Here is a 25,600-nt window from a genome sequence, read left to right on the forward strand (position 1 = left end):
CCTCTACCGACAAAGGACAACCCGATGACCGTAGACCGCCGCATCGACGAGATCACCGACCGGATCCGGGAACGCTCGCGCCCGACCCGGGACCTCTATCTCAGCCGCATCCGCGCCAAGGGCGCGGCCGGGCCGAAACGCTCGACGCTCTCCTGCGGCAATCTCGCGCACGGCTTCGCCGCCTGCGGGCCGACCGACAAGGAACGCCTCTCCGGGACGGTATCGCCCAATCTCGGCATCATCACCGCCTACAATGACATGCTCTCGGCGCATCAGCCCTTCGAGCGCTATCCCGAACTCGTCCGCGAGGCGGCGCGCGAGGTCGGTGGCACCGCGCAGGTCGCCGGCGGCGTGCCGGCGATGTGCGACGGCGTCACGCAGGGCCAGGCCGGCATGGAGCTGAGCCTGTTCTCGCGCGACGTCATCGCCATGTCGGCGGCCGTCGGTCTCAGCCACGACATGTTCGATTCCGTCGTCTATCTCGGCGTCTGCGACAAGATCGTGCCGGGCCTTGTCATCGCCGCCCTCACCTTCGGCCACCTGCCGGCGATCTTCGTGCCGGCGGGGCCGATGACCACGGGCCTGCCGAACGACGAGAAGGCGCGCATCCGCCAGCTCTATGCGGAAGGCAAGGTCGGCCGGCCGGAACTCCTGGAATCCGAGTCGAAATCCTATCACGGCCCGGGCACCTGCACCTTCTACGGCACCGCCAACTCCAACCAGATGCTGATGGAGATCATGGGCCTGCACACGCCGGGCTCCTCCTTCATCAACCCGAACACGCCGCTGCGCGACGCTCTGACGAAAGAGGCGACGAAGCGCGCCTTGGCGATCACGGCGCTCGGCAACGAATACACGCCGGCCGGCATCGTCGTCGACGAGCGCGCCGTGGTGAACGGCGTCGTCGGCCTGCACGCCACCGGCGGCTCGACCAATCACACGCTGCATCTCCTGGCGATGGCGGCGGCCGCCGGCATCAAGCTGACCTGGCAGGACATTTCGGACCTCTCGGACGCGACGCCGCTGCTCGCCCGCGTCTATCCCAACGGCTTGGCCGACGTGAACCATTTCAACGCCGCCGGCGGCATGGGCTTTCTCATCCGCGAACTCCTCGACCGCGGCCTCCTGCACGACGACGTGCGCACCGCCTGGGGCGCGGGCCTCCGGCCCTATGCGATCGAGGCGAAGCTCGGCGCCGACGGGCAGTCGGTCGTGCGCCAGCCGGCGCCTGTGGAGAGCGGCGACCCGAAGGTGCTGACGACGGGCGACAAGCCCTTCTCCGCCAATGGCGGCCTGCGCATGCTGGAGGGCAATATCGGTCACGCCGTGATCAAGGTGTCCGCGGTCAAGCCGGAACGCCGCCTGGTGGAGGCGCCGGCCAAGATCTTTCACACGCAAGGAGAGCTCTCGGCCGCCTTCCAGGCCGGCACGCTGACCGGCGACTTCATCGCCGTGGTGCGTTTCCAGGGACCGCAGTCCAACGGCATGCCCGAGCTGCACAACCTCACGCCCTTCCTCGGCATCCTCCTCGACCGCGGCCAGAAGGTCGCCCTCGTCACCGACGGGCGCATGTCGGGCGCCTCCGGCAAGGTGCCGGCGGCGATCCACGTGACGCCGGAGGCCAAGGCTGGCGGCATGATCGGCAAGATCCGCGAGGGCGACATGATCCGCCTCGACGGCGACGCGGGCACGCTGGAGCTGCTCGTCGACCCGGCCGAGCTCGCCACCCGCCAGACCGCCGAAGTCGATCTCAGCGGCAACGAGTTCGGCATCGGCCGCGAACTGTTCGCGCCGTTCCGGCTGGCTGTCGGCGCCGCGAATGCGGGAGCCAGCGTCTTCGGCTGAAGACGGACCGCCGGCAATCGAAGGCTCTTCCCGGCAACAGGCCGGATGGCCCCGGGCCGCAGGGGCCGGCAGGGAGCATCGGCCGGCTGCGACCGGCGCGGCGCCGGCCGGGCGGCGGCCAGCCCTTTCTCCCGCATCTTACCTCTGACGGGGGATGGTGCTATTGGGATCAGGCTGCCGGACCTGTCCGGCGCCTCGACACGGTACCGCGGGGAGCTCATGCTCAATTCATTGTTGCGGCTTCTGGCCCGCCTGCCCGGCACGTCGCTGCGCTCGCTGGGCGTCGTCCACGACGTGGTCGCCGTGGCCCTGTCCTTCACGCTGGCGCTCGGCCTTGCCTGGGGCATCCAGCCGCTGCTGACCATGTGGCAGCTCTGGGCCATGATTGCCGCCTTCACCTGCCTCAGCGCGGCTCTGTTTCCGCTGTTCTCGCTCAATCGCGGCGCCTGGCGCTACGCCTCGCTGCTCGACGTCCTGTCGATCGTCAAGGCGGTCACGATCGTCTGCCTGATCTTCCTGCTCGGCCATTTCCTGATGTTCCGCGGCGCCTACCTGCCGCGCACGACCATGGTAATGGCCTGGTTCGTGATGATCGTGGCGCTCGGCGGACCGCGCCTCGCCTATCGGCTGTTCAAGGAAAAGGGCCCGAAGCCCGTCGCCGATCGCGACCCGGCGAAGGCGGGCCCCTATGACAACGTCCTCCTGTTCGGCTTCAACGATCAGGCCGATCTGTTCATCCGCAACCAGCGGCGCGGCCACATGCAAAACCGGATCGTCGGCATCATCGACGAGAAGCCCAAAAACCGTCGGCGGCAGCTGCACGGAACGAAGGTTCTCGGGACGCTGCAAGATCTCGGCGCCGTCGTCGACCGGGCCGCGCTGACGGCGATGCCGATCACCCAGATCATCGTGACGGCGGCGGATTCGTCGGCCGCCGACCTGGCCATGGTGGTCGAACGGGCAGCGCCCCTCCGGATTTCGGTCAAGCGCCTGCCCAACATCACCCAGACCGGCGCGATCGAGGCGTCGGGCCCGATCGAGCCGCTGCCGCTGTCCCTCGCCGACCTTCTCGGTCGCACCGAGGTCAATCTCGACATCCGGGACGTCGCCAAGCTGATCAACGATCGCTGCGTCCTGGTCACCGGCGCCGGCGGATCGATCGGCAGCGAACTGGTCCGGCAGATCGCGCAGTTCGCGCCCCGCACCCTCGTCCTCATCGACAACAGCGAGTTCAATCTCTACTCGATCACCCGCCAGATGGCCGAGACCGTGCCGTCGATCGCCACCATCTCGCGGATCGTCGACGTCCGCCAGAACGATCGGCTGCGCCAGGTGTTCGAAGCCCACCGGCCCGACGTCATCTTCCACGCCGCGGCACTGAAGCACGTGCCGATCGTCGAAGAGAACCCGCTCGAAGGCATCGAGACCAACCTGCTCGGCACCCGCAACGTCGCCGATGCCGCCCTCCACGTCGGTGCCATCGCCATGGTCATGGTCTCGACCGACAAGGCCGTCAGCCCGACCAACATCATGGGCGCGACCAAGCGGGCGGCCGAAGCCTATTGCCAGTCGCTCGACTTGGCGCATTCCGGCACGCGCTTCCTGACGGTGCGCTTCGGCAATGTCCTGGGATCGACCGGGTCCGTCGTGCCGCTGTTTCAGGCGCAGATCGCCCGCGGCGGCCCGCTGACGGTCACCCATCCCAATATCACCCGCTATTTCATGACCATTCCGGAAGCCTCGCGGCTGATTCTGCACGCGGCCGGCTACGGTGTCTCGGAGCACTCGGCGGAGGGGCAGGTCTTCGTCCTCGACATGGGCCAGCCGATCCGCATCACCCACCTCGCGGAGCGGCTGATCCAGCTGGCCGGCCTGCAGCCGCATGTCGACATCAAGATCGAGTATATCGGCCTGCGCAAGGGCGAGAAGCTCTATGAGGAGCTGTTCAGCCCCGGCGAGGCTGTGGAGGACACCGGGCGGGCGGGCCTGCTGGTGGCCAAGACCCGCGTCAGCGATCCCGCCCTCCTGCGCCGCAACCTCGACGCCATCACCCTGGCGACGGCGAACGGCGATGCGGCCCGCGCGGTCGAGTTGTTGCGCCACATCGTTCCGGAATACAGCCGCCCGCTGCGCGACACGCTCGCTGCGGCCCCCCTGCAGATCGTCGCGCCCGACCGGCCCGAGCGCTGAACACCGGACGGGGCCGCCACGACCTCCCGCCCTGTCGCCGGGGGTCGGCCGCGTCGCGATTCCCGCAGCCATGAAAAAGCCCGACGAAACGCCGGGCTTTTTCATTCGATCCTGGTGTGCGGCTATTAGATGCCGAGGCCTTCGTACCGCTTCTTGAAGCGGGACACGCGGCCGCCGCGGTCCATCAGCTGCTGATTGCCGCCGGTCCAGGCCGGGTGGCTGGTCGGGTCGATGTCGAGGTTCATCCGGTCGCCCTCCTTGCCCCAGGTCGAGCGGGTCATGTACTCGGTACCGTTGGTCATCACGATCGTGATCGCGTGATATTCGGGATGAATCTTCTCTCTCATCGGTCTTCCGTCCTGTTGCCCGTGCGCGTCCGGCGTTGAATTTCTGTCCTGGCGGCCGCCCCTGCGGGTGTGACAAAAGTGGCCAGAAACCGCGCGATCGCTTTCAAATTCGATGCTGGCCCTATACATCAGGCCCCAGCAGGGCACAAGGGCCAGCGGTTTTTCCACGCCGTGCGGGAGTCTCACAACGCGACCGGCGCTCGTCGCGGCCGCGCCTCTGCCGGAATGCCAGGAGACGCATGTGACTGACCTATCCAGGCCTTCGGGCGACCCGAAACGGCGCGCCAACCTGCAGCCCCTCGCCCATCTCCTGCCCTATCTCTCCCGGCAGAAAGCCCGTGTCGCCGGCGCCCTCTTCTTCCTGGCGCTCGCCGCCATCACCACGCTGTCGCTGCCGCTGGCGGTGCGCCGCGTCATCGACCGCGGCTTCAACAACGCCGACACGGCCTTCATCGACACCTATTTCGCCATGCTGATGGTGCTGGCCGCCATCCTCGCCGTCGCCAGCGCCGGCCGTTACTATTTCGTCATCACCCTCGGCGAGCGGGTCGTGGCCGACCTGCGCAAGGACGTGTTCAGCCATGTCATGCGCCTGTCGCCCGGCTTCTACGACCGCACGCAGTCTGGCGAGATCGTCTCGCGGCTGACCGCCGACACCACGCAGATCAAGTCCGTGGTCGGTGCCACCGCCTCCGTCGCCCTGCGCAACATCATCCTGTTCGTCGGCGCGGTGACGATGATGGCGGTGACGAGCCCGAGCCTCTCGTCGATCGTCATCGGGGCGATTCCCCTCATCGTCATTCCCCTCGTCGCCTTCGGCCGTTCCGTGCGCCGCCGCTCGCGCCTGGCGCAGGACACGCTGGCCGAAGCCAGCGCCTATGCCGGCGAGGCGATCGGCGCCGTGCGCACGGTGCAGGCCTTCACCAGCGAAGGTCGCACCGCCAGCCGCTTCGCCAGCGCCGTCGACAGTGCCTTCGAGGCCGCGCGCGCCTCGGTGGTGGCCCGCTCCTTCCTGACGGCGCTCGCCATCTTCCTGATCTTCGCCTCGATCGTCGCGGTGCTCTGGGTCGGCGCGCAGCGCGTCATCGACGGCACGATGACCGGCGGCACGCTCGGCCAGTTCCTCCTCTACTCGGTGTTCGCCGCCGGCTCGCTCGGCTCGCTCTCGGAAGTCTGGGGCGAGATCGCGCAGGCCTCGGGCGCGGCCGAGCGGCTCGGCGAACTCCTGGCGGAAAAGTCCGCGGTGGCGTCGCCCGCGTCACCCGTGCCTCTGCCGCTTCCGGCCCGCGGCGCCGTCCGCTTCGAGAACGTCACCTTCGCCTATCCGACCCAGACCCAGCGCTCGACCGTGCACAACCTCTCCTTCGACATCCGGCCCGGCGAGACCGTGGCGATCGTCGGCCCCTCCGGCGCCGGCAAGTCGACGATCTTTTCGCTGCTGGAGCGCTTCTACGACCCGACCGAAGGGCGCATCCTCGTCGACGGCGTCGACATCGCGGCGGTCGGGCTGGAGGATCTGCGCGGGCGCATGGCCCTCGTGCCGCAGGACCTCACCGTCTTCGCCGCCTCGGTCGCCGACAACATCGCCTTCGGACAGGCCTCGGCCGACAAGGAGGCGATCCGCCTGGCGGCACGAGACGCGCTGGCGGAGGACTTCATCGGGCAATTGTCGGAGGGTTTCGAGAGCCAGATCGGCGAGCGGGGCGTCACCCTGTCGGGCGGCCAGCGCCAGCGCATCGCCATCGCCCGCGCCATCCTGCGCGACGCGCCGATCCTCCTCCTCGACGAGGCGACCTCGGCGCTCGACGCGGAAAGCGAAGAGCTGGTGCAGAAAGCGCTGGACCGCCTAATGGTCGGGCGCACCACGCTCGTCATCGCGCACCGTCTGGCGACCGTCCTGAAGGCCGACCGGATCCTCGTCATCGACGGCGGCCGCATCGTCGAAGAAGGCACGCACCGCTCGCTGAGCGCGCAGGACGGTCTCTACGCCCGGCTGGCCCGCCTGCAGTTCGAGACCGGCAACCTGTTGCGCGCGGCGGAATAGAACCGCCTCCCTCCGCCGGACAGATTCTCGCCGCTCACGGCGGCAGCGTCGCCGTCACCCGGATCGCGGCGAACCAGGCGGCGAGATTGGCGATGTCGGCGTCGCTCAGCCCTGCGGCAATGACCGACATCTGCGGATGCTGCCGCGCGCCGGAACGGTAGGCCTTCAGCTGCGCGACGAGGTAGAAGGCGCTGGTGCCGGCCAGATTCGGCGCGTCCGGCGCCGTGGCGATGCCGTCGGCGCCGTGGCAGGCGGTGCAGATCCCCGCCTTCTCCCGTCCTGCGGCCAGATCGGCCGCCTGCGCCGCGGAGACGCAGGGCGCCAGCAGGGCCGCCCCGCCGAGCGCCGCCCCGATCAGTATCCTCGCGGCGGCGCCCCGGCCGGCACCGCCACGGCCTCCCCTGGAGCCGCGGCGGACCGATCGCGTCATGGCCCGTAGGAGATGCGGTAGACCGCACCGGCCAGATCGTCGGAGACGAGCAGCGAGCCATCCTGCATCATCTCGACATCGACGGGTCGGCCGACATAGGTGCCGTCCGACGCCAGCCAGCCTTCGGCGAAGACCTGGCTCTCGCCGGCCGTGCCGTCCTCGTTCACCGGGGTGAACATCACCCGCGCGCCGACCGGCTGCGTGCGGTTCCAGGAGCCGTGCTGGGCCGAGAAGATGCCGCCGCGATATTTCGCCGGAAAGCTCGAGCCGGTGTAGAAATCCATGCCCAGATCGGCGGCATGGGCGGGCATTTCGCGCTGGGGCATGACGGCGTCCGCCGGCGGCTCGGAATCCTTGTACTCGGCCGTGCGCACGCTGCCGCCGCCATACCAGGGAAAGCCGAAATTCTCGCCCGGCTTGGTGGCGCGGTTGAGTTCGCCGGGCGGGATCTCGTCGCCCATGCCGTCGACCTGATTGTCCGTGAACCAGAGATCGCCGTTCGCCGGATTGAACTGCATGCCGACCGAATTGCGCACGCCGGTGGCGAAGACCTCGCGATTCTTGCCGTCGCGGTCCATGCGGATGATGCCGCCGATGCCCGTCTCCCGGTAGAGATCGAGCTTGTCGGCCGGCGGCACGTTGTGGGGCTGGCCGAGCGAAATGTAGAGCTTGTCGTCGGAGCCGATGCGGCAGACGCGGGCCGTGTGGTTGAAGGACACTTCGGATTCCGGGATCAGCTCGCCGGCCGGAACGACGATGCCGGCGGCCACGTCGGGGCTCTCGTAGAAGAACTCCGCCGCGGGGAAGACCAGCACCCGGTTCTGCTCGGCGATGAACAGGAACCCGTCCTTGGAGAAACAGACCCCGTTCGGAATGGTAAACTCGATCGAGGGGGCAAAGCGCTTGACCTCGTCGGCGACGCGATTGCGGTCGCGGTCGGTCAGCACCCAGACGTCCTGCTTCCGGGTGCCGACGAAGGTCGCAACGCCCTGCGGCCCGAAGGCGATATGGCGGGCGTCCGGCACCACCGCATAGAGGGCGATCTGAAAGCCGGTCGGCAGCTTGATCGCCTCGAGATTCTTCCTCAGCTGGTCGGCATAGTCGCCGCCCTGGTCGACGGTGCGGAACGCCATCGAGGTTCCCGTCGACTGCATGCCCTGCAGTTTCTCCAGATTGTCCTGGGATCGGGCGGTTCCGCAGGCCGCCAGGGCGATGAGCGTCATCGCCGCGGTCATACCGATGCTGCGCTTCGTACCGGTGCTTCGCTTCTGGCTGATGCTGTGCTTCTGGCTGATGCCGTGCTTTTGGCTGATGCTGGGCGTCATGACGAGTCCCTCCCTCGCGCCGTTTCGGCGTCGTTCGCGTCCCGCATTTCGCGGTGACGCTGGGGAAGGTTTGCACTCGGCTCGGGAGCTGTCAACGCGGCCCCTCGCGAGAGGACCGTACGGGACGACAACCCGGGCGCGAGGGCGCCGTCAGCGTTCCGTGAGCTTCAGCTCGATCCGGCGGTTGCGATCGCGCGCTTCCGGCGTGTCGGCGGTGTCGATCGGCTGGTACTCGCCGAAGCCGGCGGCGGCGAGCCGGTTGGCGGGGGCGCCCTGGCTGACCAGGTATTTCACCACCGAGGCGGCGCGGCTGCTGGAGAGCTGCCAGTTGTCGGAAAAGCGGCCGGTGCCGCTCAGCGGAATATTGTCGGTGTGGCCGTCGACGCGGATGATCCAGTTGATGTCGGACGGTATCTCGCGGGCGAGTTCGACTATGGCCGCGGCGAGCTTGGCCATCTCGGCCTCGCCGGCCGCCTGCAGCACGTCGGAGCCGGACGGGAAGAGAACCTCGGACTGGAAGACAAAGCGATCGCCGACGATGCGGATGTTCTCGCGGTCGGACAGGATCTCGCGCAGCCGGCCGAAGAAGTCCGAGCGGTAGCGCGACAGCTCCTGCACGCGCTGCGCCAGAGCGACGTTCAGACGGCTGCCGAGATCGGCGATGCGCGTCTGGCTTTCCTTGTCGCGGTTCTCGGAGGCGTCGAGCGCGGACTCCAGGGCGCCGATCTGCTGGCGCAGCGCCGTGAGCTGCTGGTTGAGCAACTCGACCTGCGCGGCGGCCCGTTGCGACACCTGCTGCTGCTCCGACAGCGCCGATTCGAGGCCGCCGACCTTGGAATTGGCTTCGGCCGCCGCCCCGCCGCCGGCGTCCAGCGCCTGCTGCAGGCGCGAGCGGTCGCTCTCGGCCGACTGCAGCGAGGCCTGCAGGCTGGCGATCTGGTCCTGGAAGTCCTGGCCGGTGGTGCGCTCGAGCGACAACAGCTGCGTCAGCTCGTTGATCTGCGAGTTCAGCCGATCGAGCACCGTGTCGCGGCCGGAGAGTTCCCGCCCCAGAAGGAACTGCGCCATCACGAACACCGTCAGCAGGAACATGATGGCGAGGAGCAGCGTCGACAGCGCGTCGACGAAGCCCGGCCAGTAGTCGACCGTGCGCTGCGTCCGGCGGGTCCGCGACAGCGCCATGTCTACTTCCCGTCCCGGCCGGTGCCGATCGACTTCGACAGCCGGTCGAGCACGCCGCGCAGTTCGCGCTGCTCGCCGGCCTGGGTTTCGACGAAGTCGCGCAGCATCTGCTGCTCGGAGCGCATGTGCTGGACGAGGCCCTGGATGCTCTCGGCGAGACTCGCCATCGCCGCCGTCGTGCGCGGGCTCGCAGCCTGGTCCTGCACCAGCTTGTTCAGCCGGTCGGACAAGAGCCGGATCTCCTCGCCGCCCGAACCGATCGGGGTGGCACCGGCAGACGGCGGCAGCAGCATGTCGGCGCCGACATCGGTGACCGAGGACAGCCAGTTCTCGAACTCGGTGTAGAAACGGTTCTGCGCCCGGCCGATCTGCAGGTCGAGGAAGCCGAGAACCAGCGAGCCGGACAGGCCGAAGAGCGAGGACGAGAAGGCCGTGCCCATGCCCTGCAGCGGCGCGGCAAGGCCCGCCTTCAGAGAATCGAGGATGCTCGCCGCGTCGCCGCTGCCGGGGTCGAGCGTCTGGATGGTGTTGCCGATCGAGCCGATGGTGCCGAGCAGGCCCCAGAACGTGCCGAGCAGGCCGAGAAAGACGAGGAGGCCGATGAGATAGCGGGCGATGTCGCGCGTCTCGTCGAGCCGCGTGGCGACGGAATCCAGCACCGCGGTCATCGACTGAGTGGACAGCGCCAGTTGGCGGCGGCGGCCGATCAGGGCCCGCATCGGCGCCAGCAGCACGGGCGCGCGCATGGTCTCGAACTCGCTGGAGCCGTCGCGATAGGCGTTCACCCAGCGCACTTCGCGCGCCAGCCGGATGATCTGCATCAGCGCGAGCAGGATGCCGATGACGAGAACGCCGAGAATCAGGCCGTTCAGTCCGGGATTGGTGACGAAGGCGGCCTGCACCTGGCGCGACAGGATGGCCGCGACGAAGCCGACGAGCGCCAGGAACACCAGCATCGACCAGAGGAACACCATCGGGCTGGCGAGGTTCTCGGAGCCAAAACCCTCGGCCTGCCGCGCGTTATCCTTGGGAGAACTGAAGACCTGCATGACGCTCCGCATTTCCGCACCAGGCGCCTGGCGCCTTTTGCGGCACGCTAGCTTACAATGCCGCCCATGCAAACGCCGGAGTTCGCAGCCGCACGCCTGTTCGGGGTTTTATGCGTCCAATATCCGCCGCGTCGCGGTGTCTGACGCCGGGTCAGCCCGGGCGAAGGGTCGCCAGCTTGGCGCCGAAACCCAGAAAGACGACGCCGGTTACGCCCTTCAGCCAGCGCTGGAAGACCGGGCTTTTCGACGCGCCGGCGAGGCGCGCGAAGAGGAGGATCATCGTGCCGAACCAGACAAGGTTCAACAAGGCATGGACCGTCACGAGCGCGAAGGCGGAGCTGAGCGACGGCGTGCCGTCCGCGGCATGATGCATGAACTGCGGGAAGACGGCGAGGTAGAACATCGACACCTTCGGATTGAGCATGTTGGTGAGAAAGCCCTCGGCAACGGCGCGCGGCAGCCGCCGCGATCGGACGGATGCCGGCACCGGGGCGGCAACGCTCTCGCCGCGCCAGGCGGCGATCAAAGCCTTCACGCCGATCCAGCAGAGATAGGCGGCTCCCAGCATCTTCACGACGAAGAAGGCCTCCGCCGACCGCGCGACGATCAGGGAGATGCCGAAGATCGCCAGCGCGCCATGGACATAGAAGGCGGCGGCGAAGCCCGCGATGTTGGCGAAGCCGGCGAGCGATCCGGAAACCGGGACGGTCTTGGCGATCAGCACGCTGTTGGGGCCGGGCGAGACGATCATCAGCGCAGCGATGGAGGCGAAGGACAGGATTTCGGCGAGGGTCATCGGCGGGTGCTCACCAGGAACGCTGCCGCAAGGCTATCGCCAGGCGCCCGCGTGCGGAAGCGCCCCGCGCGCAAATCTTGCGCTGCCGACCGGTGCGCCGCCCCGGCGCGGCCGGGGTGTCAGGCCGCGTCGGTCGGCGCGGGCTTCGGGATACGGGCGCTGTAGGCGGTGTCGGCGATCTTCAGCTGGGCGATCAGCGCCTTGTGCATGTACTCGTTGCCGCAGGCGACCTCGCCCGAGACATGGTCGAACTTCGCCCCGTCGATGCCGGTGACGAAGCCGCCGGCCTCGCGGATGAGGATCGCGCCGGCGGCGACGTCCCAGGGCGACAGGCCGCGCTCCCAGAAGCCGTCGAAGCGCCCGGCGGCGACGTAAGCGAGGTCGAGCGAGGCGGCGCCCATTCGGCGGATGCCGGCGGTCTCGGCCATCATGTGGCGCATCTCGTAGAGGAAGCGGGCGTGGTCGCCCTTGCCGAGGAAGGGCGCGCCGGCGCCGATCAGCGCTTCGGGCAGCTTCTGGCGGGCCGCGACGCGGATGCGGCGATCATTGAGGAAGGCGCCGCCGCCCTTCTCGGCCGAATAGAGCTCGTCGCTGGCCGGGTTGAAGACGACGCCGGCAACGATCTCGCCGTCGCGCTCGAGCGCGATCGAGACCGCGAACATCGGAATGCCGTGCAGGAAATTGGTGGTGCCGTCGAGCGGATCGACGATCCAGCGGTGCTGGCTGTCCTTGCCCTCGATCGCGCCGCGCTCCTCCATGAGGAAGCCCCAGTCCGGTCGCACGCGCGACAGTTCCTGGAAGACGATCTCCTCGGCCTTGCGGTCGGCATTGGAGACGAAGTCCGCCGGGCCCTTCATCGAGACCTGGAGGTTCTGAACCTCGCCGAAATCGCGCGTCAGCGAGCGGCCCGCCTTCATCGCAGTCTGCGTCATCACGTTGAGAAGCGGCGAACGGGCCATGCTGGTACCTTCAAATCTTCAGGGGCGGCACCGCGTCGCGGCCTGCCCGGGCAAATCCAGAAAGGCGGCACCGCGTGGCGGGCCGCCTCTAAGCGTCACCTTCAAGGACATGGCGCCGCAAGCCGCGACGCCCCGCGCGCCTCAGTCGGCGCGGCGGACGTAGGTGATCTCGTTGGTGTCGACGACGATCTTCTCGCCGGCATCGATGAACGGCGGGACCATCACGCGGATGCCGTTTTCCATCACCGCCGGCTTGTAGGAAGAGCTGGCCGACTGGCCTTTGACCACCGGGTCGGCCTCGGTGATCAGGAGCGTCACCTGGTCGGGCAGCGCGATGCCGATGGCACGCTCCTCGTGCATCTTCACCGTGACCTTCATGCCGTCCTGCAGGAAGGCAGCGCGGTCGCCGACGAAATCCTTCTGCAGCTCGAGCTGCTCGTAGCTCTCGGTGTCCATGAAGACGAGGGAGTCGCCCTCGGCATAGAGGAAGGTGAAGTCCTTCATCTCCAGGCGGATGCGCTCGACCGTCTCGGCGGCGCGGAAACGCTCGTTCAGCTTGGTGCCGTCGATGAGGTTCTTCAGCTCGACCTGGTTGAAGGCGCCGCCCTTGCCGGGCTTCACATGCGCGGTCCTGACGGCGGCCCAGAGGCCGCCGGCATGCTCGACCACGTCGCCGGGACGGATTTCGTTGCCGTTGATCTTCATCGTTTCACTCGAATGATGGCGGCCCGTGGGGCCTTGCCGGCTGAAGACCATAAAAACGGGGGGCGTTCAAGTCCGGCCGCCGCCCCCCGCCGGCCGTCAGCTCGCCCGGAACCGGTTGGCGGCGTCCAGCGCATTGCGCTGCATCGCCTCGTCGAGACCGCGGAAGAAAGCGTCGAGCGCGGCGTCGGTGTTGTTGGCGCGCTTGGCCAGCACCGACCATTTCGCCGCCTCCGCCTGGTCCGCCGCCACGCCGATGCCGTCCTTGTAGAGATGGGCGACGCGGTTCATCGCGATCGGATTGCCGCCCGCGGCGGCGCGGCGCAGCCATCTGGCCCCCTCGGCGGGATCGGCGGGCCCGCCCTTGCCGTTGATCAGCCAGATGCCGAGCTCGATCTGGGCGGTGTCCTGGCCGTTCACCGCGGCGGCCACGAGCCAGCGCCGCGCGGTGACGAGATCCGGCGCGGCAATGCCGCGGCCATAGGCGTAGATCTGCGACATGGCGTACTGCGCATCGGCGACGCCGCCCTGGGCGGCCTTCTCGAAATAGGGCCGGGCGGCGACGAAGCCGGAGGTCGGCGAGGCCTGGATGAGCATCTGGCCGTAATTGTACTGCGCGAGCGGAATGCCCGCATCCGCCGCCGCCTTCATCAGGTCCTGCGCCTTGGCGAGGTCCTGCGGCACGCTCTTGCCGTCAAGCAGAAGCAGCGCGAAGCGGAACTGGCCCTCGGCGCTCCCGGCCTTGGCCGCGGCCTCGTACCAGCGCGCCGCCGTCTTCTCGTCGCGCCGCACGCCGAGGCCGCGCGAGTAAATTTCGCCGAGAAGCGTCTGCGCCGCGGGGTCGCCGAGATTGGCCAGGGGCTCGGCGAGATTCTTCGCCGTGAGGTAGAGACCGCGCTGGTAGGCGCCATAAGCGAGATCGGTCCCGCCGGCCGGCGGCGGCACCGCCGCCTCGGCCGCAGGCGCGGCGGCCTGTGCCGGGCTCGCGGGAGCCTCAGCCGCGTCCTGCGCCACCGCGACGCCGCCGCGCGGCAGGGCGGCGCCCGCCAAGAGCAGTACGAGGCCAAGGGCAAGGCGCGCCGATGTCATGCCGCGACGCTTTCGGCGACGGCGTCGATGATCGCATTGGCCCGCACGACCATGGCTGCCGCCGTCTCGGGATCGGCCAGCACCGCCGCCGAGAGGGCGACGAACTCGGCCCCGGTCTCGGCGGCCTGCCGCGTCGATTCGATGGCGCGGCCGCCCATCACGATGCAGGGGATCTCGACGATCTCGGCCCACCATTCCGCCATTTCGAGATCGGCGGCATCGGCCGTGTCCTCGGTGTCGCCACCGAAGCGGCCGAAGAAGAGATAGTCCGGCATGCGCTCGCCGGCTTCCAGCGCCTCGTGGCGCAGGGTGAAGCCGGAGGCGCCGACGATCAATTTGGGCGAGAAGCGTCCCATGGTCTCGGTCAGCGTCTCGATGTCGCCGCCCGAGACATGCAGCCCGTCGGCCCGGACACGGCCGGCGCAGCGGGTGTCGTCGGCGATGATGGCGGCGGCGCCGTAGTCCTGGATCATCGGCACCAGATATTCCGCGAAGGCCTGGAAGGCATCGGGGCTGCGTCCCGCCGCCTCGAGGATGACGGAGGCGACGTCGCCGGCGCCGAGCGCCGCGCGCAGGGCCTCCGCGCCGGCCTCCCCGTCGGGCAGCGGCGTGGTCACGAGGACGAGACGGGGACGGATGAAATCAGCGCGCATGAACATGACCGGTCGGATAGGAGTTTTCGAGGCGAGGCCCGCCCGGACCTATGCCCGGCCGCCGCACCGACCGGCATCATAGGCCGGAAGCCCCTGCCGGTGCAAAGCCGGCGATGCCGCAACGGCGCAGGGCGAGGCCCGGCCGTCGTCCACGTCCGCCGCGAGCCGGCGTTGCCGTCCCCCGCCGGAGAGGCTATCGCCTTGCGACGGCTCGTGATGCCGCCCTCCCGCCCTCCCCGGTCCTGCCCATGATCTCCGATCCCAGCTTCTATCTCCTGGCCGTGCCGGCGGTCATCCTGGTGGGGCTGGCCAAGGGCGGCTTCGGCGGCTCGATCTCGATGATCGGCGTGCCGCTGATGGCGCTGGCCATCTCGCCGGTGGCGGCGGCCGGGATCATGCTGCCGATCCTCATCGTCATGGACGTCGTCGGGCTCCTCGCCTGGCGCGGGACCTTCGACAAAGCGGTGCTGCGGCTGATCCTGCCGGCCTCGATCCTCGGCGTCGCCCTCGGCTATTTCACCGCGGCACTGGTGCCGATCGACGGCATCAAGCTCCTGATCGGCCTGTTGTGCCTCGCTTTCGGCCTGCACTGGTTCGTCTTCGCCCGCCACCAGGCCGAGGCCAGGGCCCCCGGGCGCCTCAGAGGCATCTTCTGGGGCGTGGTCTCCGGCTTCACCAGCTTCACCACCCATGCCGGCGGCCCGCCCTTCCAGGTCTATGTCATGCCGCTGCGGCTGGAACCGGCCGTCTATGCCGGCACCACGGTGATCTTCTTTGCCGTGACGAATGCCGTGAAGCTCGTGCCCTATTTCCTACTCGGCCAGTTCTCCGCCGCCAATCTCACGACCTCGGCGATCCTGCTGCCGCTGGCGCCGCTGGCGACGATGGCCGGCGTCTGGCTGGTCCGACGGACGAACCGCGAGCGCTTCTACCTCATCACCTATGCGCTGCTGATCCCCGTCGGGCTGAAGCTGGTCTACGACGCGCTCCTGTCCCTGTCGGCATAGCCGCCTCGACGACCATCACGATGGCGTGTGCAGGGGCGACGATCGGTCGAAAGGGAAAAGGCGCGAAGGCGTCCGGGGTCCGCGCGTCGCCGATGCCGCCATAGCGGCTGGAAGAATGAAGGGGGCGGAGGGGGAGAGAACGGTGCCCGGCATCGGGCGGGTCGGCGTTATCGGCTCGTCCCGGAAATTCATCGTCGGGACCGGTGCCGCGCCGGAAACAGGCTGTCGGCGGAGTCGAATGCGGGGTGCGGGGTGCGGGGTGGGGGTGCGGGGTGCGGGATATCAACCCCGGGCGCGGCCGATGCCGCGTCCGGGCTGCGAAAACGCTGGGGGTCAGCTGTTTCGCAAGCGCTCCAACTCGTCTTTCAGTTGCAACTTTCGCCGCTTCAGTTCGCGAATCTGTGCGTCATCCATCGCGGGCTTGGTCTTCGCCGCGGCGATTTCGCTTTCGAGGGCAGAATGTCGGTTTTCCAACGTCGCAATATGCACGTCCAATGACATAGTCGCTCCTTTCGATTCGCTCGGTTCTCGGGCCGTCCTCCTCGCGGACACGCGTCCCGAAGCACCGATTCTGTCACAAAACATTCGCAGTGTCGAACCGGCGCAAGCTTCCTGTTTCGCAAAAGCCTGCGGGCTGTTAATCGAACGTCGAGCGAAATGCGTGGATTGTCTGGACCGGCGCGGAACGGGTCAGAAGTACCGAGAGGACGGGCTATGGGGGATCAGGAACAGGCGGCATTGCGGCTGCAGGCGTCGCGTTTGCGGCAGGAGCACGCCGATTTCGACGCGGCCATCAACGCCATGGAGCTCCTCGGCTGCGACCGGCTGCAGATCCAGCGGATGAAGAAGAAGAAGCTCGCCGTGAAGGACCGCCTGCAGGACGTCGAGGACCAGATCATCCCGGACATCAGCGCGTGACGGCGCCAAGGCACGACGTCGCCGTGATCATGGGCAGCCAGTCCGACTGGCCGACGATGAAGCATGCCGCCGACACGCTGGAGGCGCTCGGCATCACGTTTGTCACCCGCATCGTCTCGGCCCACCGCACGCCGGAGCGGATGTTCGACTTCGCCCGGAACGCGCGGGACGACGGCTTCAAGATCATCATCGCCGGCGCCGGCGGCGCGGCGCACCTGCCCGGCATGACCGCCGCGCTGACGCCCCTGCCGGTGTTCGGCGTGCCGATCGAGTCCAAGGCCCTGTCGGGGAAGGACAGTCTCCTCTCCATCGTCCAGATGCCCGCCGGCATTCCCGTCGGCACGCTCGCCATCGGCCGCTCCGGCGCGATCAACGCGGCGCTCCTGGCCGCCAGCGTGCTCGCGCTCGGCGACGCGGCTTTGGCCGGTCGGCTGGACGATTGGCGGGCGGCCCAGTCCGCCGCGGTGGCCGACGAACCGGAGCTTTGACGATGCACGAAAAATTGACGCTGGGCGCCACCATCGGCATCGTCGGCGGCGGTCAACTCGGGCGCATGCTCGCCTTCGCCGCCGCGCGCCTCGGCTTTCGCACCATCATCCTCGATCCCGATGCGGCGTGCTGCGCCGCCCAGGCGGCGAACGCGGTGATCGTCGGCGCCTATGACGACGTCGACGCGCTCAAGCAGCTCGCGGCCGGCTCGGCCGTCGTGACCTACGAATTCGAGAACGTGCCGGTCGGGCCGATGCGCGCCCTCGCCGGCACCGTGCCGGTGTTTCCGCCCGTCAACGCGCTCGAGATCGCGCAGGACCGCGTCGTCGAGAAGGCCTTTCTCAATGGCATCGGCGTGCCGACGGCGGAATGGCGCGCCATCGACGACACCCAGGAACTCGACCATGCGATGCAAGAGTTCGACACCGACTGCATCCTGAAGACGCGCCGGTTCGGCTATGACGGCAAGGGCCAGGCCTCGATCCGCCGGAAGAGCCCGCATGGCGAGCTCTATGAGAGCCTCGGCGGCGTTCCGGCGATCCTGGAGCGCAAGGTGCCCTTCGACTTCGAACTCTCCGTCATCGCCGCCCGCGGCCAGGACGGCACCATCACCGCCTACGACCCGGCGGAGAACGTGCATTCGATGGGTATCCTCAAGAGCTCGACCGTGCCCGGCCGCATCACGCCCGAGACGGCTGAGGCTGCCAAGGCCATCGCCGCGACGATCCTGGAACGGCTCGGCTATGTCGGCGTGATCGGCGTCGAGTTCTTCGTCACCGGCGAGGCGTTGGTCGTCAACGAGATCGCGCCGCGCGTCCACAATTCCGGCCACTGGACGGAAGGCGCCTGCCTGATCTCGCAGTTCGAGCAGCATATCCGCGCCATCGCCGGCCTGCCTCTCGGCACGACCGAGCGGCACTTCGATGCCGTGATGGAGAATCTCGTGGGCAGCGAGGTGAACGCCGCCCTCGCGCTCGCAGCCGAGCCGAATGTCCTCCTGCATCTCTACGGCAAGGGCGAAGCGCGGCCGGGGCGCAAGATGGGCCATCTCACCCGAATTCACCCGCGGGACGACGGAAATCGCGTGAAAGAGGGCTGAGCCGCCCCCTGCGGGGCCCGGTCGTCGTTGACAATTCGGTGACACGCGGCTACTCCCCGCAGCAACAACGGCGCGCTGGCAGCAGCGCGCTTTTCATTGAGCGGCCTGACGGGGAAACCCGGTCGCTTCCCGCACACCGACCGACGGTAAGACGATGAAGATCAAGAACTCGCTGAAGTCCCTGAAGGGTCGCCACCGCGCCAACCGCCTGGTTCGTCGCAAGGGTCGCGTCTACATCATCAACAAGGTCGCGCCGCGCTACAAGGCCCGCCAGGGCTAAGCCTTCCGGGCGCCCTGGCGACACGGAGCCCTACGCGATCTCGAAAATTTGCCTTTGACGGCGCGCTGCGGGAGGCTAGCTTCTTCCGCATGCGCGCTTTTCTTTGTGTTCCGCTTCTCTTCCTGACCTTCGTGGCCGCCGCCGACGACGATCTCGATCCGATGATCACCGGCGAGCCGCCCTCGGCAGCACCGTCGCCGGAGCTGCCGCCGCAGGCCTCCCCGCCCGCCTCGGCCGTTCCGCCCGCTGAGGCCGCGCCCGCCGCTCCTGTCGCGCCGCCTGCCCCGGGTGCGTCGTCCGCTGCGGCAGCGCCGTCCGAATCGGCCCGGCCCCTGACGGATCGCGATACGACCAGCAAGGCCGACCGTCTCGACGCGCTGTTTGCGGAACTGAAGCGTGCGCCCTCCACCGAGGCCGCGGAGCAGACGGTGGACAAGATCCAGGCCGAATGGGCCGAGAGCGGCAGCGCCACCGTCGACCTCATGCTCCTCTGGGCCAGTCAGGCGATTTCAGGCCAGCGCAATGCGGCCGCCTTCGACTTTCTCGACCAGGCAATTCTCCTGAAGCCCGATTTCGCCGAAGCCTGGAACCGGCGCGCCACGCTGAACTACGTCGCCGACGACTATGGCAAGTCGCTCGCCGACATCGAGCGGACTCTGCAGCTCGAGCCCCGACATTTCGGCGCGCTGATGGGCCTTGGCGCCATCCTGGAGGCTACCGACCGCAAGACGCAGGCGATGGAAGCCTATCTCCGCGTGCTCGAGATCTCGCCGACCCTCAAGGCCGCGCAGGATGCCGTCGGCCGCCTGTCGGAGGAGATGACTGGTCAGCGCATCTGAGCGCAGGCCGTCCCCGCTTTATGCGGGCGAAAGCTACCCTTTGCAGAAACCGATAACTGGGAGTGGCAGGTGTGCTGCCCTTACCGGCGCGGCGGCGGCCGGCGGGCAACGCCGGCGCCCGGCGCGCTGCGGGAGAGAGCGTCGGAGGAGTCACAGGCCTGCGCTTCCCCCGCTGGTGACCGGCCCCGCCGATGACCGGCCCCGCTGGTGACCGGCCCTGCGGCCAAAGCGGCGGGGCTCGGTGGTTCTCCAGGCGACCTTGCCGGACGGTTTCCCGTCCGGCGCAGGATCGTCGGTCAGACGGCCGACAGGCCGTCCGAGCCGATATGGGCGATGCGCAGCATGTTGGTCGAGCCGGGAATGCGCAGGGGCACGCCGGCGGTGATGATCACCCGCTCGCCGGCGCGGGCATAGCCCTCTTCGACGGCGATGCGGCAGGCGGTGTCGATCATCGCGTCGAGGTCGTAGGCGTCCTCGGTGACGACGCAGTGCAGCCCCCAGCACAGCGACAGGCGGCGCGCGGTCGACAAAACAGGCGAGAGCGCCAGGATCGGCGTCATCGGCCGTTCGCGGGCGGTTCTGAGGCCCGTCGTGCCGGTCGCGGTATAGGTGACGATGACCGCGACGTTCAGCGTCTCCGCCATCTGGCGGGCCGCCAGCGACACCGCATCGGCACCGGTCGCCTCCGGCTCGGAGCGCTGCGCCAGGATGATGCCGGAATAGAGCGGATCCTGCTCGATCTGCTCGGCGATGCGGTTCATCGTCGCCACGGCCTCGACCGGATAGTTGCCCGCCGCCGATTCGGCCGAGAGCATGATGGCGTCGGCGCCCTCGTAGACGGCGACCGAGACGTCCGAGACTTCGGCGCGCGTCGGCACCGGCGCGGTGATCATCGATTCCAGCATCTGGGTGGCGACGACCACCGGCTTGCCGGCCTTGCGGGCGGCACGGGTGATGCGCTTCTGGATCGAGGGCACCATTTCCAGCGGCAACTCGACGCCGAGATCGCCGCGGGCGACCATGATCGCATCGGACAGTTCGATGATTTCGTCGAGCCGCTCCACGGCCTGCGGCTTTTCGATCTTCGACATCAGGGCGACGCGGCCGCGCGAGATCTTGCGGGCCTCGGCAAGATCCTCGGGGCGCTGGATGAAGGACAGCGCGACCCAGTCGACATCGCCGACCGCCAGCACCGCGTCCAGATCCTTGCGATCCTTCTCGGTCAGCGCGCCGCTCGACAGCAGCGTGTCGGGCAGGCTGACGCCCTTGCGGTTGGAGATCTTGTCGCCGGCGACGACCTGGCAACGGATGTGCTTGCTGTCGGTCTCGAGCACCAGGAGTTGCAGGCGTCCGTCGTCGATGAGAAGGCGGTGGCCGGCCTGGACGGCTTCGAGGATCTCGGGATGCGGCAGGAAGACGCGCGTCTCGTCGCCTTCTTCCGGATTGTCGTCGAGCGTGAAGTCCTGGCCGAGCGCCAGTGTCACGGCGCCGTCCTTGAACTTGCCGACGCGCAGTTTCGGCCCCTGCAGATCGGCGAGGATGCCGATGGGACGGCCGACCGCCAGCTCGACAGAGCGGATGCGGCGCACCAGCTCGCGCATGGTGTCGTGGTCGGTGTGGCTCATATTGATGCGGAAGACGTCGGCGCCTGCCTCGTGCAGCTTGCGGATCATCGCCTCTTCGGAAGAGGCGGGCCCAAGGGTCGCGAGAATCTTTACCCGGCGATTGCGTCTCATGGCGTTGCTGTGCCCCCGCGTGGCGCTTCGGTCAGCTGGACCATCCAGCTCCCCTGCTCGCCCGTGTCATACTCTCGGAAGCCCATCTTTTGATAGCCGCGCGCGAAACAATCCTTCACGTCGGTGATCTTGAACTCGTTTTCGGCGATGCACAGGTTCACCGTGCCGGCCCAGCGACCCTTGCCCTCGGCATCCTCGGCGTAGAGGTAATAATAGCGCGAGGACAGGGTGCCCTCGATGATCACCTTGCAGGAGGCCGCCGGGATCCGCCACCAGCCTTCGGTCGTCCAGCCCGCCTCGGCGCGGTAGCCGATCGCCACGCCCACCAGTTCCTGCGTGCCGTTGCAGACGCGGAAATCGGCTTTGGCCTCGCTGGCCGCCAGCGGCGACAGCAGCGCCAGGGCCGCCAGGGCCGGCGCCGCGAGCCGCGTCGATGGGCGCACGAGTTTCAGAAGTCGGCTGAACATGAACGATCCTTGCATGGCGAAAAGCTGAGCGGGCGAAGGGTTTCCCATCGGCGGATTCTCAGCATGACACCCGGCCCTGTCAACGATGTGACCCCAGGCATCATCAACTTGGCGGATAAGGCCGGTTATCCGACCCAGCCGAGCAGCTCGCGCCGGACCATGGCCTCGATCACGTCCATGCCCTCCTCGCTGTCGTTGAGACAGGGAATGTGGCTGAACTTCTCGCCGCCGTTGTGCAGAAAAATCTCGCCCGCCTCCACCGCGATCTCCTCCAGCGTCTCCAGGCAGTCGGAAACGAAGCCGGGATTGAGGATGGCGATGCGCTTGATGCCTTCCTTGGCCAGCGCCTCGACCGTCTTGTCGGTGTAGGGCTGCAGCCACTCCTCCGGGCCGAAGCGCGACTGGAAGGTCGTCATCAGCCGGCCCTTGGCCCAGCCCAGCCGCTCTTCGAGCAGGCGCGAGGTCTTCTGGCAGTGGCAGTGATAGGGGTCGCCCTTGCGGAAATAGCTCTGCGGGATGCCGTGATAGGTGGTGATCACGCGCTCGGGCTCGAAGTCGAGGCTGGCCAGGTGCTTTTCGATCGAGCGGGCGAGGGCGTCGATGTAGACGGGATCGTCGTGATAGGCCGGGACCGTGCGCACCGCCGGCATCCAGCGCTTGGTCATCATGTGCTCGAAGAACTTGTCGTTCACCGTGGCGGTCGTCGAGGCCGAATACTGCGGATACAGCGGGAAGACGAGAATGCGCTCGCAGCCCTCGGCCATCAGCGCATCGGTGCGCTCGGCGATCGAGGGCTGGCCGTAGCGCATCGCCCAGTCGACGACGACGGTGGTGTTGCCGGCCATGCGCACGGCCAGTTTCTCGCCCTGCGCGCGCGTGAAAGTGCGCAGGGGCGACTCGTTGCGCTCCTCGTTCCAGATCGAGGCATAGGCCTTGCCCGACTTGGTCGGCCTCGTGTTGAGGACGATGCCATAGAGGATCGGATACCAGAGCAGGCGCGGCCACTCTATGACCCGCTTGTCGGAGAGGAACTCCTTCAGGTAGCGCCGCATCGGCGCATAGGTCGTCCCGTCCGGCGTGCCGAGATTGACGAGGAGCACCCCGACCTTCTTCGGCAGGACCACGGGGTGGCCCAGGGGAAGCGGGCCGATGGAGCGTCCCGAGGCGGGCGTGAGAGCGTTCATTCGCGTGATATCCTGGTCGTGCCGTGCCGAGGCGGCCGCGTCGGCGGTAGAGAATCGGCGCCACCCTAACGGTGCCCGGTCGCAAACGGTACGCGACCGAACCTCGCACGTTGCGGACGCGTCAAACGTTCGCGGCCCGCTCGAGCGGACCGGCGAGCCGTTCGGTCTGCTCGGCGTCAGACCCGACGCGTGAACTCGAAGCGGCTGCCATTCGACGAGGCACAGGCGAGCCGATTAGGCTCCACCTGATTGCAGTTCGCCGCCACCCGCGTGCCCCGCAGTTTCGACGTATAGTCGATGGTCACCTGCCCCGGTCCGATCGACTGGTAGCTGCCCGAGGCCAGGAGAGCCCCGGTCCCCGCCTCGGTCGAGGTGAAATTGCCGCCGGAGAAATTGGCATTGTAGGCCACCGGTCCGCCGACCGAGGCCCAGCTGCCTTCGACGCCTTGCGGCTGGGCCGGCGCGGGAGCGAGGCTGGCGCTGCGGTTTGCCTGCGACTGGCAGGCGCCGAGCACGAGGATAGCGGAGAGCAAGGCAAGGGAGGAAAGGCGACGCATCGGGAAACTCCGCACGGGACAATGAAAGGGATCTGCCGAAGCGGGGCGGCTTTTTCAGGTCGCCATCCCCGCTCCCGTTGTCTGGTTCTGCATGACCTGGAAAGCCGGAGCATGGCTTGCGTGGTCATGCGCTAAACGATCGCCGGCCGTCGTCGCCGTCCACCCGGCCGAGACGACTCGCCCGGCGGCGCGGTCAGGCGGCGGGCTCCTGGTGCGTCGCCGGAATCACGGAATGGATCGAGCCGATCGTCTCGATCGATCGGATCTTCAGGTCGCTGTTGAAGACGAACCAGTACATGGTCGTCCCGGTCACCAGCGATCCGTTGCGCTCGTCCCGCCGGGTCCAGTTGCAGAGGCAGGCCGCCTGCTCGTCCTCGACGACGACGCCGCGCTCTTCGTAGGAAATATAGTTGGCGCGCTTCAGCATCTCGCCGAGGAAGGCCTTGGCCTCTTCCTCGCCGGTCAGCTTGAACTCGCCCTCCATGCGGCTGAACCAAGGAGCGTCGATGATTCCGGCATTGCTGCGGTTGGAGAATACCGCGCTCGGCGCCAGAAGGCGCGCAATAGAGCCCACCGTGCCGGACATCACGGCATCCATGACGTCCCTCACCATTTCGCGCTTGGCATCTGCCTCGTCATGGATGTCCATCATCCATGGTCCCTCCGGGCCAAAATCCAGCCGTGCCAACTATAATAAGGCATTGGCCGGGCTTGACCAGTCACGGCCGCTCGCAAGTTGCTGGTTACGAACATTTTTATTCTGGAAATCATCGCACCAGAATGTTCTTGAACTGCCAGGGATCGCTTTCATCGAGATGCTCGGGAAACAGTCCGGGACGGTCCGTCAGCGGCGTCCAGTCGGTATAGTAGCCCTTGACCGGGCCGAGATAGGGCCGCTGGATTTCGAGGCAGCGGCGATAGTCCATCTCGTCGGCCTCGACGATGCCAGCCTCCGGGTTTTCCAGCGCCCAGACCATGCCGGCCAGAACCGCCGAGGTGACCTGCATTCCGGTGGCGTTCTGGTAAGGCGCGAGCTTGCGCGCCTCCGCCAGGGACAGCTGCGAGCCATACCAATAGGCGTTCTTGGCGTGGCCGAAGAGGAGGACGCCCAGTTCGTCGATGCCGTCGACCAGCTCGGCCTCGGAGAGGATGTGCTGCTCCGGCTGGATCCGCCCGGCCGCGCCGAACAGTTCGTGCAGCGACAGCACCGCGTCGTTGCAGGGGTGGTATGCATAGTGGCATGTCGGGCGATAGGTGACGTCGTCGTGCTTGTCGCGGACGGTGAAATAGTCCGAGATCGAGATCGCCTCGTTGTGGGTGACGAGGAAGCCGTATTGCGGCCCGGGCGTCGGGCACCAGCTGCGCACGCGCGTGTTGCCGCCGGGCTGCTCGAGGAAGATGCCGGCGCCAGGTCCCTTCTTGTGGGTCTTGGCGTTCTTCGGCATCCACTTTTCGTGCGTGCCCCAGCCGAGCTCGGCCGGCTGCATGCCTTCCGAGATCAGGCCCTCGACCGACCAGGTATTCCAGAACATGTTGATCGGCTTCGGCCGCTTGGCGCGCTGGGTGTCGCGCTCGGCGATGTGGATGCCCTTGACGCCGACCTTCTTCATCAGCTTCGCCCAGCCCTCGCGGTCGCCATAGGCCGGCTCCTCGAACTCGGTGCCGATCTCGGTGGCCAGATCCACGAGCGCCTGCTTGACGAACCAGGACACCATGCCGGGATTGGCGCCGCAGCAGGAGACGGCGGTGGTGCCGCCGGGATGCTTGCGCTGCTCCTTCTTCAACGTCTCGCGCAGCGCGTAATTGGTCCGCTCGGCATTGGAGATGGTGTCGTCGAAATAGAAGCCGAGCCAGGGCTCGATGACCGTGTCGATGTAGAGCACGCCGAGCTCTCGGCAGAGCCGCATCAGGTCGAGCGATCCGGTGTCGATCGACAGGTTGACGCAGAATCCCTGGCCCTCTCCCGCGGTCAGAAGCGGCGTCAGGATCTCCTCGTAGTTCTTGCGCGTCAGCTTTTGGTGCAGGAAGGCGATGCCGCGGTCGTCGAGCAGCTTGCGATCGTCGTCGCGCGGATCGATGACGGTGAAGCGCGACGGATCGTGGTGAAAATGCCGCTCGATCAGCGGCAGGGTTCCGCGGCCGATCGACCCGAAGCCGATCATGACGATCGGACCGGTGATGCTACCGTGGATCGGATGTTTATCGGTCGCCATGGCGGCCATTCCCTTCGAAAAGCGGCGCGGCCGTCAAGGTCGCACCGTATCTGGTTGCCAGCGGCTAGAGCATATCGCCATCAAATGAAAGACTCGCTGCATCTGGCAACCATATAAGCCCGGCGGTCACTTTTGCTATCGCCGGCTTTGCTCTGCGGAAATTTTCGACAGGCTGCCGACATCGCGAGCAGCCGCCGTTC

26 protein-coding genes are annotated in these 25,600 nt (G+C 67.7%); 9 read left to right on the plus strand and 17 right to left on the minus strand.

The window, feature by feature from the left end:
• Window positions 1-24 precede the first annotated feature (24 nt).
• Together edd and IEX88_RS18200 are read left to right on the plus strand one after the other, a co-directional pair.
• A complete protein-coding gene (gene edd / locus IEX88_RS18195; RefSeq protein WP_188853402.1) occupies window positions 25-1,845 on the plus strand; it encodes a phosphogluconate dehydratase in 1,821 nt (606 codons plus the stop codon).
• Window positions 1,846-2,064: 219 nt separating this feature from the next.
• Entirely contained in the window at window positions 2,065-4,035 is a 1,971-nt protein-coding gene (locus IEX88_RS18200) for a polysaccharide biosynthesis protein (RefSeq protein ID WP_188853404.1), read from the plus strand.
• Between the two features lie 125 nt (window positions 4,036-4,160).
• On the opposite strand, the gene rpmE is transcribed toward IEX88_RS18200, so the two are convergent.
• Entirely contained in the window at window positions 4,161-4,382 is a 222-nt protein-coding gene (gene rpmE, locus IEX88_RS18205; protein ID WP_188853406.1) for a 50S ribosomal protein L31, read from the minus strand.
• A gap of 241 nt (window positions 4,383-4,623) precedes the next feature.
• On the opposite strand from rpmE, the gene IEX88_RS18210 reads away from it, so the two are divergent.
• Window positions 4,624-6,426 (plus strand): ABC transporter transmembrane domain-containing protein, encoded by a 1,803-nt coding sequence (locus IEX88_RS18210; RefSeq protein WP_244640321.1) that lies wholly within the window; start codon window positions 4,624-4,626, stop codon window positions 6,424-6,426.
• A 34-nt stretch (window positions 6,427-6,460) separates the two neighbouring features.
• Here IEX88_RS18210 and IEX88_RS18215 read toward each other — a convergent pair whose 3' ends face one another.
• The 9 genes from IEX88_RS18215 to IEX88_RS18255 form a co-directional block, all read right to left on the minus strand.
• Window positions 6,461-6,856 (minus strand): c-type cytochrome, encoded by a 396-nt coding sequence (locus IEX88_RS18215; protein ID WP_244640323.1) that lies wholly within the window; start codon window positions 6,854-6,856, stop codon window positions 6,461-6,463.
• A complete protein-coding gene (locus tag IEX88_RS18220; RefSeq protein WP_373289618.1) occupies window positions 6,853-8,091 on the minus strand; it encodes a PQQ-dependent sugar dehydrogenase in 1,239 nt (412 codons plus the stop codon). Before IEX88_RS18220 ends, IEX88_RS18215 begins: the two co-directional genes overlap by 4 nt.
• A gap of 240 nt (window positions 8,092-8,331) precedes the next feature.
• Window positions 8,332-9,363, minus strand: coding sequence for a peptidoglycan -binding protein (locus IEX88_RS18225; protein ID WP_188853417.1), 1,032 nt, complete (start codon window positions 9,361-9,363; stop codon window positions 8,332-8,334).
• Window positions 9,364-9,365: 2 nt separating this feature from the next.
• On the minus strand, window positions 9,366-10,412 hold the full coding sequence (locus IEX88_RS18230) for a MotA/TolQ/ExbB proton channel family protein (RefSeq protein WP_188853419.1): 1,047 nt from the start codon (window positions 10,410-10,412) through the stop codon (window positions 9,366-9,368).
• A gap of 151 nt (window positions 10,413-10,563) precedes the next feature.
• Window positions 10,564-11,208, minus strand: coding sequence for a LysE family translocator (locus IEX88_RS18235; RefSeq protein ID WP_188853421.1), 645 nt, complete (start codon window positions 11,206-11,208; stop codon window positions 10,564-10,566).
• Between the two features lie 119 nt (window positions 11,209-11,327).
• Entirely contained in the window at window positions 11,328-12,167 is an 840-nt protein-coding gene (locus IEX88_RS18240; RefSeq protein WP_188853423.1) for an inositol monophosphatase family protein, read from the minus strand.
• A 141-nt stretch (window positions 12,168-12,308) separates the two neighbouring features.
• Window positions 12,309-12,872: an elongation factor P gene (efp, locus tag IEX88_RS18245; protein ID WP_188853425.1), complete on the minus strand. Its 564-nt coding sequence runs from the start codon at window positions 12,870-12,872 to the stop codon at window positions 12,309-12,311.
• A gap of 96 nt (window positions 12,873-12,968) precedes the next feature.
• Window positions 12,969-13,958, minus strand: a complete 990-nt coding sequence (locus tag IEX88_RS18250; protein ID WP_188853427.1) for a tetratricopeptide repeat protein — start codon at window positions 13,956-13,958, stop codon at window positions 12,969-12,971.
• Window positions 13,955-14,611 (minus strand): thiamine phosphate synthase, encoded by a 657-nt coding sequence (locus IEX88_RS18255; RefSeq protein ID WP_188853429.1) that lies wholly within the window; start codon window positions 14,609-14,611, stop codon window positions 13,955-13,957. Before IEX88_RS18255 ends, IEX88_RS18250 begins: the two co-directional genes overlap by 4 nt.
• 248 nt (window positions 14,612-14,859) lie before the next feature.
• On the opposite strand from IEX88_RS18255, the gene IEX88_RS18260 reads away from it, so the two are divergent.
• Window positions 14,860-15,618: a sulfite exporter TauE/SafE family protein gene (locus IEX88_RS18260; protein WP_188853431.1), complete on the plus strand. Its 759-nt coding sequence runs from the start codon at window positions 14,860-14,862 to the stop codon at window positions 15,616-15,618.
• Window positions 15,619-15,951: 333 nt separating this feature from the next.
• On the opposite strand, the gene IEX88_RS18265 is transcribed toward IEX88_RS18260, so the two are convergent.
• Window positions 15,952-16,119, minus strand: coding sequence for a YdcH family protein (locus tag IEX88_RS18265; RefSeq protein WP_188853433.1), 168 nt, complete (start codon window positions 16,117-16,119; stop codon window positions 15,952-15,954).
• A gap of 213 nt (window positions 16,120-16,332) precedes the next feature.
• On the opposite strand from IEX88_RS18265, the gene IEX88_RS18270 reads away from it, so the two are divergent.
• The 5 genes from IEX88_RS18270 to IEX88_RS18290 all read left to right on the plus strand — a co-directional run bounded on the left by IEX88_RS18270 (window position 16,333) and on the right by IEX88_RS18290 (window position 19,243).
• Complete coding sequence (locus IEX88_RS18270; protein WP_188853434.1) at window positions 16,333-16,536, plus strand: YdcH family protein; 204 nt, start codon at window positions 16,333-16,335, stop codon at window positions 16,534-16,536.
• A gap of 29 nt (window positions 16,537-16,565) precedes the next feature.
• Window positions 16,566-17,024 carry a 5-(carboxyamino)imidazole ribonucleotide mutase gene (gene purE, locus IEX88_RS18275; RefSeq protein ID WP_188853620.1) on the plus strand — a complete coding sequence of 153 codons (459 nt, stop codon included), beginning with the start codon at window positions 16,566-16,568 and terminating at the stop codon, window positions 17,022-17,024.
• Between the two features lie 2 nt (window positions 17,025-17,026).
• Window positions 17,027-18,124, plus strand: a complete 1,098-nt coding sequence (locus tag IEX88_RS18280) for a 5-(carboxyamino)imidazole ribonucleotide synthase (protein WP_188853435.1) — start codon at window positions 17,027-17,029, stop codon at window positions 18,122-18,124.
• Between the two features lie 154 nt (window positions 18,125-18,278).
• Complete coding sequence (gene ykgO, locus IEX88_RS18285; protein ID WP_183198925.1) at window positions 18,279-18,404, plus strand: type B 50S ribosomal protein L36; 126 nt, start codon at window positions 18,279-18,281, stop codon at window positions 18,402-18,404.
• An 89-nt stretch (window positions 18,405-18,493) separates the two neighbouring features.
• Window positions 18,494-19,243, plus strand: coding sequence for a tetratricopeptide repeat protein (locus tag IEX88_RS18290; protein ID WP_244640328.1), 750 nt, complete (start codon window positions 18,494-18,496; stop codon window positions 19,241-19,243).
• A gap of 296 nt (window positions 19,244-19,539) precedes the next feature.
• On the opposite strand, the gene pyk is transcribed toward IEX88_RS18290, so the two are convergent.
• The 6 genes from pyk to IEX88_RS18320 form a co-directional block, all read right to left on the minus strand.
• Window positions 19,540-20,979: a pyruvate kinase gene (gene pyk / locus IEX88_RS18295; RefSeq protein WP_188853436.1), complete on the minus strand. Its 1,440-nt coding sequence runs from the start codon at window positions 20,977-20,979 to the stop codon at window positions 19,540-19,542.
• Window positions 20,976-21,446, minus strand: a complete 471-nt coding sequence (locus IEX88_RS18300) for a DUF1036 domain-containing protein (RefSeq protein ID WP_188853438.1) — start codon at window positions 21,444-21,446, stop codon at window positions 20,976-20,978. Before IEX88_RS18300 ends, pyk begins: the two co-directional genes overlap by 4 nt.
• A 125-nt stretch (window positions 21,447-21,571) precedes the next feature.
• Window positions 21,572-22,630 (minus strand): ferrochelatase, encoded by a 1,059-nt coding sequence (gene hemH / locus IEX88_RS18305; RefSeq protein WP_188853440.1) that lies wholly within the window; start codon window positions 22,628-22,630, stop codon window positions 21,572-21,574.
• 176 nt (window positions 22,631-22,806) lie between these two features.
• Window positions 22,807-23,187, minus strand: coding sequence for an Omp10 family outer membrane lipoprotein (locus IEX88_RS18310; RefSeq protein ID WP_188853442.1), 381 nt, complete (start codon window positions 23,185-23,187; stop codon window positions 22,807-22,809).
• 193 nt (window positions 23,188-23,380) lie between these two features.
• Window positions 23,381-23,839, minus strand: a complete 459-nt coding sequence (locus tag IEX88_RS18315; protein WP_188853444.1) for a nuclear transport factor 2 family protein — start codon at window positions 23,837-23,839, stop codon at window positions 23,381-23,383.
• A 115-nt stretch (window positions 23,840-23,954) separates the two neighbouring features.
• Window positions 23,955-25,400 (minus strand): homospermidine synthase, encoded by a 1,446-nt coding sequence (locus tag IEX88_RS18320; RefSeq protein WP_188853446.1) that lies wholly within the window; start codon window positions 25,398-25,400, stop codon window positions 23,955-23,957.
• Window positions 25,401-25,600: the final 200 nt, after the last annotated feature.

The sequence above is a fragment of the Aureimonas glaciei genome, from assembly GCF_014643375.1.
Taxonomy (GTDB): domain Bacteria; phylum Pseudomonadota; class Alphaproteobacteria; order Rhizobiales; family Rhizobiaceae; genus Plantimonas; species Plantimonas glaciei.